This is a genomic window from Bacillus sp. 7_6_55CFAA_CT2 (genome assembly GCF_000238655.1).
Classification (GTDB): domain Bacteria; phylum Bacillota; class Bacilli; order Bacillales; family Bacillaceae_G; genus Bacillus_A; species Bacillus_A cereus.
On sequence record NZ_JH414709.1, the window covers coordinates 1,248,423 to 1,255,958 of the forward strand.

Sequence of the window (7,536 nt, forward strand, 5' to 3'; positions counted from 1 at the left end):
AAAACGTCCGTTCTACTAATTAGTAGAACGGCTTTTTTTAAGCGTTCAATTCTGTTTTATGCCCTTTTACTACACTACGTTTGAATGCAGTTGCTAATATAGTAACCATACTTACTATACCAATCCAAACGAGTACAGTAACAGGAGTATTCCAACTTAACCCTTTTCCGAAGAAGAAGATTTCTCTTAGGCCTTCAATCATAAATTTCATTGGTAACCATGAGTAAACCCAGTCTTGATAAAACGGAGACAACATCTCAGGTGCTAATGATAGTAACGGCGCCCCGAAGAATAGTAATAAAGCGAATAAACCGATTCCTTTTAGCCCAACCAATGAAAGTACCGCAAATATCATTAAGAAGAAACTAAAAGAAGTAATGGATAAGAATAGAGCTGTATCCGTGAAGTTCGAAATATTTAACCCTACCATCCCATCCGCAATCCATGTAAGACCAAATCCAATTACAAGTGTCGCAATAGCTCCTGTTACGATTTGGTTTACTTTTAACAGAAAGTTTTCTTTTCTTGAGCTTACTGGCATTTTACTAATCGCAATAAAAATAATCGCTGCACTAGCTAAACTTGCAATCCATAACGGCTGGAACAATGATATTGGTGAGTTACCGTTCGCACTATTTTTGCCGACCTCATTCATATTTTTCACGTTCTTTACAATAGGTGTTACTAATTTCGCAGCTTGATCTGTTGTTAATGTACCTCCTTTTTCCTTATATCCTTCTAATACTTGCGCGCGAACAGTATTGTTCATATTATCAACGATTACATTTAACATTTGCCCAGCCATAGTTGATGCTGCTGTATTCATTCCTTGATTTATAAATATTTCTATCTCTGGAGAAGATGGCTGTGGCGTTCGTAATGATGCTTGTTTTGTGCTAAAGTCTTTCGGAATGACTAACGCTGCATAATACTCTTGGTTATTTAAACCTTTTTGAACTGCTTCCTTATTCTTCACTTCTACCCACTTTACCGCAGGTTCTTCATCTGATTTCGATGATTTTTTCACCGTATCAACAATTGTTTGCCCCATATTCATTTTCGATTGATTTGGAATTTCTACACCTTGATCCTCATTTACAATTGCAATTGGCAAGTTTTTCGGCTGCGGTTGAACAGTTGGAAATAATGTTAATGAAAAAATAAAAACAACAAGTAGTGCAAGAACTGGTGATAACAATAAAAGTTTATTTTTAAACATTTTCTTTTCTCCTCCTTTAATTTGATTTATAATAATAAACAACGTGTTGTTTATTATTATTTTGAATTATATGTTCAAGTTGAACCTTATACAATAATCAAAAATCGTGAATGTGTTGGTTATAAGACACATTTTCTAAATGTGTTGTGTAAAATTAAGGAGGGACATGCTTTGCGCGATAGTAATTTAGATTTACGTGTTGTTCGTACGAAAACTGCTATACGAAATGCATTGGTGGAGCTAATTGAAGAAAAAGGTTTTGACGCCATTACAGTGAAAGATATTACAACGAAAGCAAACATTAATCGCGGTACTTTCTATACGCATTATCAAGATAAATTTGATTTAATGACAAAATGCCAAGAAGACATTATGTACGAGTTTTCTAACATTGCAAAACAGAAATTCCCTGAAGTTATTGCTGACCTTGGATCAAATCCTTCTCCAACAATGCCATTTATACTTATCACTTCTATTCTTGAATTTCTAAATGAAAATAGTGATTTTATGAAAGCTGTACTAAGTCCGAAAGGAGATTTATCTTTCCAAACAAAACTGAAAGACTTTATGTGGAAAACATTATTTGAAGATACGAATGGTCCTCTCATTAATAAAGAGAATTTACTTGTTCCAAGCGAATACTTAACTTCTTATATGGCATCTGCACATATAGGTGTCATCCAGCAATGGTTAAATAATGGACAAAAAGAAACACCTGAGGAGATTGCTCACTTTTTATCAACAATCGCAGTTCATGGACCTTTTTATGCGGCTGGCTTAAAGAAATAAGTCAGCTATATAATAAAAGAACATCCACTATAATAGCGGATGTTCTTTTATTTCATTACAACACTTCAATATACCCTTCTGTTCCATGTACCCGAATTCGTTGTCCGTCTTTTATTAATTTCGTAGCATTCTCTACTCCAACAACTGCCGGTAATCCATATTCACGTGCAATTACTGCTCCGTGGGTCATAAGTCCGCCAACTTCAGTGACTAACCCTTTTATAGACACAAACAATGGTGTCCAGCCCGGATCAGTAAAAGCTGTAACTAATATATCACCCTCTTCTAAATTCGCTTCTTCCATGTTTAAAATAACGCGAGCTCTCCCCTCAACTACTCCAGACGAAACAGGCAGACCTACAATCGCGTCAGCTGGGAGGTTTTCTCGTTTATATTTACCTGTAATGATTTCTCCATCGGACGTCATTATACGAGGAGGCGTTAGTTTTTCATATAATTTGTAATCATTTTTTTGTTTTTGTATCAGTTCGTAATCTAGTTTATTCGTGCAGACTACTTCGTGAAGTTCTTCAAAAGTTAAATAGTATATATCATCCACTTCACGAATGACACCGCTCTGCACAAGTTTCTCAGCTTCTTTCAGTAACGCTTGCTTATATATGAAATAACGATTAATCATACCGTATTTTGGATATTCACGATAGCCGATAAAATTACGGATATTACGAATCATTCGCTTCGTTTCTTCTACTTTTTGTTTTCCACCCGATAAGTGCTGTAATCGATCTACTAACTCTTCTTCTTTTTTCAAAGCTTCTTGCAGTCCTTCTTCAAATTTCCGCTTACTCGCACCATATTCAAAATCTCTTATATTATTTAAAATCATCGGGATAATTGTAGTTGGCTTTTCACTCCAGCGCGTTTTCGTAATATCTATTTCTCCGCTACATCTCATTCCGTATTTATTTAGAAAAGTTAGAATAGCATCTCGAGCTTCTTCTCCACCTTTAAACTGAACTAGTTCATTTAAAAAGCTATCATCTTCTACATGTTGTAAATACGTAATAACTTCTTCGTACGGCCGAATCACATCAGCGACATCCATTAATGCTAAACCCATTTCAGATGTAATATTATTTTGTACGGATTGAGAAAGCGTGTCTGCTGCATTTTTTTCGCCTAGCCATTGCTCCATCTTTTCATTTATCCATGTTGAAGCATTCATACCAGCCATAATGACAGCGATACTTTGCGGGTTAAACAATACTTTCTTTAATTGCTGAATATCTTCCAAAATAAAATCAAGTACGTCCACTCCTGATTTCAGTTGCATATTTTGTTTTAACTCTTCAAGTGATGCTTGACTATTCTGTATTAAATTTGTAACGATTGCCGGATCATTTTCAATTTCCGGTTGAGAATTTGCAGGTGGCACACTTTTACCAACACTCTTCCCTTTTTCATCATCTGGTAATAATTTAATAAAATTATCTCGCTCGATTATAGTCGTTAATGCATCTCTTACGAGTGGATCTGATTTTCCTAAAGTGTTTATTAAGTAATTTCTGCTAGCAGGTGAAGCTAATTGTTGCGTAGCATCAACAAACAGCCGTCCTCCCGCTTTACGCATAGGAGCATTAGTCGTTAACAGGAAAAAAGATAACCCAAGTGGTTTCATCGCATCAGTCATCATTTGTTGATGGCCAACTGATATATATACATGATTTCCCCCATCATTTTCTTCAGGAATTGGATATAAAGTCGTAATGGGGCGACTTTGGACAATATAAAATGTATTATGGGCTAAACACCATTCAATATCTTGCGGACAACCAAAATAAGCTTCAATCTGTCTTCCGATACTTGCTAGTTGTAAAATCTGTTGTTCAGTAAGTGTTTGAACTTTTTGCTGATTAGGAGCAATTTTCTTTCTCTCTGTTCCGCCTTCTTTTCGTCCATAGATGGCTAATTTTTTCGTTGCGATGACCTTTTCGACGATTTCATCTTCTTTTACCTTATAATTATCGGCAGAAACCAATCCAGATACTAGCGCCTCGCCAAGTCCAAAGCTGGCATCGATTGACAACACCTTCCTATTCGAAGTAATCGGATCCGCAGTAAATAAAATCCCTGAAGCCTCAGGGAAAACCATTTTTTGAATGACAACACATATAGAAACTTGATTATGTTCAAAACCATTTTGCATGCGGTACGTAACTGCTCGCTCTGTAAATAAAGACGCCCAGCACTTTCTTACATGCTGTAAAATCGCTTCTTCTCCGATAATATTTAAATACGTATCTTGTTGACCTGCAAATGAAGCATACGGTAAATCTTCAGCCGTAGCACTCGAACGCACGGCATACGCATGTTCATTTCCAAAACGCGAGAGATAATGAGCTACTGCTTCCACTACATCAGTAGGGATTTCTACTGCCATAATGACTTCTCTAATCTTCTTACTCATTTCACCAATTTGAGCACGCTCTTCCATTTTCAACTTTGTTAGCTGCTGCAACAAAGTTTGAAGCTCTTCATTTTGCTCGATAGCCTTTTCATATCCTACCGTTGTAACACAAAAACCTTCGGGTACTTGTATACCTTGAATGTTTGTTAACTCCCCTAAATTCAATCCTTTTCCACCGACGAGAAAAAGCTGCGTTTTTTCTATTTCCTGAAAATCGAGAACGAAAGAACTCATGTAACATCTCTCCTTACTTTGCATGTGTACTTGATTGTAACAGTAGTAAATGAGAAGAAACAGTCTATTTCGAACTTGATTTACATGATATAATTAAGTTAGGAAGAGATTAAAAAATGCCCCAGTTGCATAATGAAGTAACTGGGGCTCCTTATTTCCGCTCAATTTTAAATTATAATTTATTCACAACTAACTTCAATGTACTTCTGTTTTTCTCCTTTTTTATAAAACGCCATTAATTATCACACACAATTCTTACCTCGACAAATAGTATATAACTCGAAATACGCTTTAGTTTAACCTCCTGTGAGCCTTTTCACAGGAGGTTTTATACATACATATATTATTTATAATGAATTAGTTCTCCCACTTTCCAAAAAAAGGATGATTGTATTGGAAATGAAAAAACTTCAAGGAATTTATGATGATGTTATTAGTTTAGGGGAAAATTGTTATACCGCTATTCATCTAAAAAAATATAGGCTGCGGAAATATTCAGGTCCTCTAGATTGGTTTGAATCACCGAATCTTTCTTCTATCAACACATTATTGAAAAATAATTTTATAGACTTTATGGATTTAAAAAACATGCACGCAATGCAGGAACAAAATATTGTGTTTAATGATGGTGTGATACAACCTGTTTTTTCTCATATTATAAAAGACACAAAATATAACGTAACATCTTATCATGATTTCCCTGTTATTCCAAATGAAGATTGGTTCATCACATACCATGATTTTAAACAAAAATTAGATCGAAGAATTGATAACTTTTACGAAAAAATTCATCATTCACAATCCATTTTATTTGTTAGATGGGGCGGAAACTTGACTGAAGCACTAGAATTACAAACCGTTTTATCAAATATTGTTAAAAATAATTTTAAGATTCTTTTACTCTATCCAACAGGACTTGAAAATGAAATAAACGAATTAGAATGGGGGCTTGATCATGTTTTCCCTATTCAAGTTTCAAGTAATTATCAAAATAAAAGAACTTGGTATATCCTCTTAAAAGATATACACTTAAACTCAAAATAATAGTAGAAACTACGACTTTACAATCAATATTTTTTGTTTGCACTTTATATAAATTGATATGTCTCCATCTTAATTCTAGGAGTAAATTATTGCTTTTTTAATCCCCCCACTCATTCTTTTCTCAAATCCTCCAAAATGGATTTGAGAAATTAGGGAACTATAATGTCGTATGAACATATAGTAAGGGGGATAAAAAGTGGACAATGAGATGAATTATGGAAGTGATTATAAGTTTATTCCAGCAACTTCAATTGAAAGTGGTCATGGCCTCGAAGTATTACCTGATTTATTTTGTTACACGATTCAAATCGTCAATATATGCTTTGTTGGAAATCCTCAGACCAATGATTTTGTTTTAGTTGATGCTGGAATGCCTAAATGTGCAAATGAAATTATCTCTATCGCTGAAGATCGATTTGGTACCAATAGTCGCCCAAAAGCAATTATTTTAACTCATGGGCATTTTGATCATGTTGGAGGAATAATTGAACTCATTAAATATTGGGATGTTCCAGTCTATGCCCATCAAATGGAGATACCGTTTTTGACTGGACAACAAAGCTATCCAGAACCAGACCCTACAGTTGAAGGTGGTATGGTAGCGAAAATGTCTCCCCTGTTCCCTAATGAACCGATTGATTTAGGAAATAGCGTAAAAGCACTACCTACCGATGGAACTGTTCCCCATATGCCAGAGTTTAGATGGATTCATACATCAGGGCATACTCCTGGGCATATTTCATTATTCAGAGAGAAAGACCGAACTTTAATTGCTGGGGACGCTTTTGTTACAGTGAAACAGGAGTATCTGTATAAAGTAATAACTCAAGAACAGGAAATAAGCGGACCCCCTCGTTATTTAACAACAGATTGGAAAGCAGCTAAAGAATCAGTCATTAAATTAGAAGAATTAAAGCCTCTAGTCGCTATTACTGGACATGGGATACCAATGTCAGGTGAATTGCTATCAACAAGCCTCAAAACACTCGTTCAAGAATTTGATAAAATTGCTGTACCTGATTACGGAAAATATATAAATAAAAAGATGCATTAAATGCGGAAATACTTTGTTTATTTTTATATTAATGAATCAAAACACCAACGAATATTAAGTTTAATATGAAAAAACACTGTACTTAGGCAACATCTCTATTATAAGAATGGAACTACCCTTTATGAATAAAGCTCGATATTCCGCAAATACTATCCATAGTATAAGCCTGCTTCTTACCCAGGTTGTACTTCTTACCATTAAGGGGTGATTAAAACGGGTTACGCTATATAAAAGCATAATCCGTTTTTAATGAAATATTGTATTTCATATACGTTTAAACAATGGAGGAAAATGATGAAACATATTGTTGCCTTATTAATTAAATACACAGCGATAACTGCAGTATTGCTAATCATGCTCAGTATCTTTCAAGGCATTTCAATTCCTAGAGTATTACTAATTTCTCTTTTTCTTACGGGAGCTGCCTATTTAATCGGAGACCTCTTCATTTTACCTAAATACGGAAATATGATTGCTACAATGGCAGATTTCGGCTTAAGCTTTTTCGGAACTTGGTTACTAACATCCTTGTTTACTAATTTAGATGCTACTCGTAACATTGGACTTTCTTCATTTATAGCCGCTTTAATTATTGGTGGAACAGAAGTTTTCTTCCATATTTATATGAAGAGGCTAGTGCTACGTAACGACGATGAATTAAAAAATCGCAAGCATATTCATCATGATAAATATGCTATGGAAATATCAGATGAATATATAGATTCTTCCACAATAAATAAATCCAAGCTTGAGGATACATCTAAAAAA

General features: G+C 34.8%; 6 protein-coding genes. 4 read left to right on the forward strand and 2 right to left on the reverse strand.

All coding sequences use genetic code 11. From position 1 onward, the window contains the following. Positions 1 to 37 precede the first annotated feature (37 nt). The gene (locus HMPREF1014_RS15465) at positions 38 to 1,219 is read right to left on the reverse strand and encodes a YhgE/Pip domain-containing protein (protein ID WP_000475878.1); all 1,182 of its coding nucleotides are present in this window, start codon (positions 1,217 to 1,219) and stop codon (positions 38 to 40) included. 171 nt (positions 1,220 to 1,390) lie between these two features. On the opposite strand from HMPREF1014_RS15465, the gene HMPREF1014_RS15470 reads away from it, so the two are divergent. After that, positions 1,391 to 2,008, forward strand: a complete 618-nt coding sequence (locus HMPREF1014_RS15470; protein WP_001205698.1) for a TetR/AcrR family transcriptional regulator — start codon at positions 1,391 to 1,393, stop codon at positions 2,006 to 2,008. Between the two features lie 55 nt (positions 2,009 to 2,063). On the opposite strand, the gene ppsA is transcribed toward HMPREF1014_RS15470, so the two are convergent. Next, positions 2,064 to 4,670, reverse strand: a complete 2,607-nt coding sequence (gene ppsA, locus HMPREF1014_RS15475) for a phosphoenolpyruvate synthase (protein ID WP_000094189.1) — start codon at positions 4,668 to 4,670, stop codon at positions 2,064 to 2,066. 384 nt (positions 4,671 to 5,054) lie between these two features. Between ppsA and HMPREF1014_RS15480 the strand changes: the two genes are divergently transcribed. From HMPREF1014_RS15480 to HMPREF1014_RS15490, 3 genes are all read left to right on the forward strand, one after another. Next, positions 5,055 to 5,714: a DUF1796 family putative cysteine peptidase gene (locus HMPREF1014_RS15480; RefSeq protein WP_003301681.1), complete on the forward strand. Its 660-nt coding sequence runs from the start codon at positions 5,055 to 5,057 to the stop codon at positions 5,712 to 5,714. A 196-nt stretch (positions 5,715 to 5,910) separates the two neighbouring features. Next, positions 5,911 to 6,768, forward strand: coding sequence for an MBL fold metallo-hydrolase (locus HMPREF1014_RS15485; RefSeq protein ID WP_000368293.1), 858 nt, complete (start codon positions 5,911 to 5,913; stop codon positions 6,766 to 6,768). Between the two features lie 294 nt (positions 6,769 to 7,062). Beyond that, a partial coding sequence (locus tag HMPREF1014_RS15490) for a YndM family protein (protein ID WP_000680669.1) occupies positions 7,063 to 7,536 on the forward strand: 474 nt, incomplete at its 3' end.

What these genes read in the sequence shown, in the direction of transcription:
- HMPREF1014_RS15465 (WP_000475878.1), bottom strand. Translation starts at nt 1,219, where the DNA reads ATGTTTAAAAATAAACTTTTATTGTTATCACCAGTTCTTGCACTACTT.
- ppsA (WP_000094189.1), bottom strand. Translation starts at nt 4,670, where the DNA reads ATGAGTTCTTTCGTTCTCGATTTTCAGGAAATAGAAAAAACGCAGCTT.
- HMPREF1014_RS15480 (WP_003301681.1), top strand. Translation starts at nt 5,055, where the DNA reads ATGATTGTATTGGAAATGAAAAAACTTCAAGGAATTTATGATGATGTT.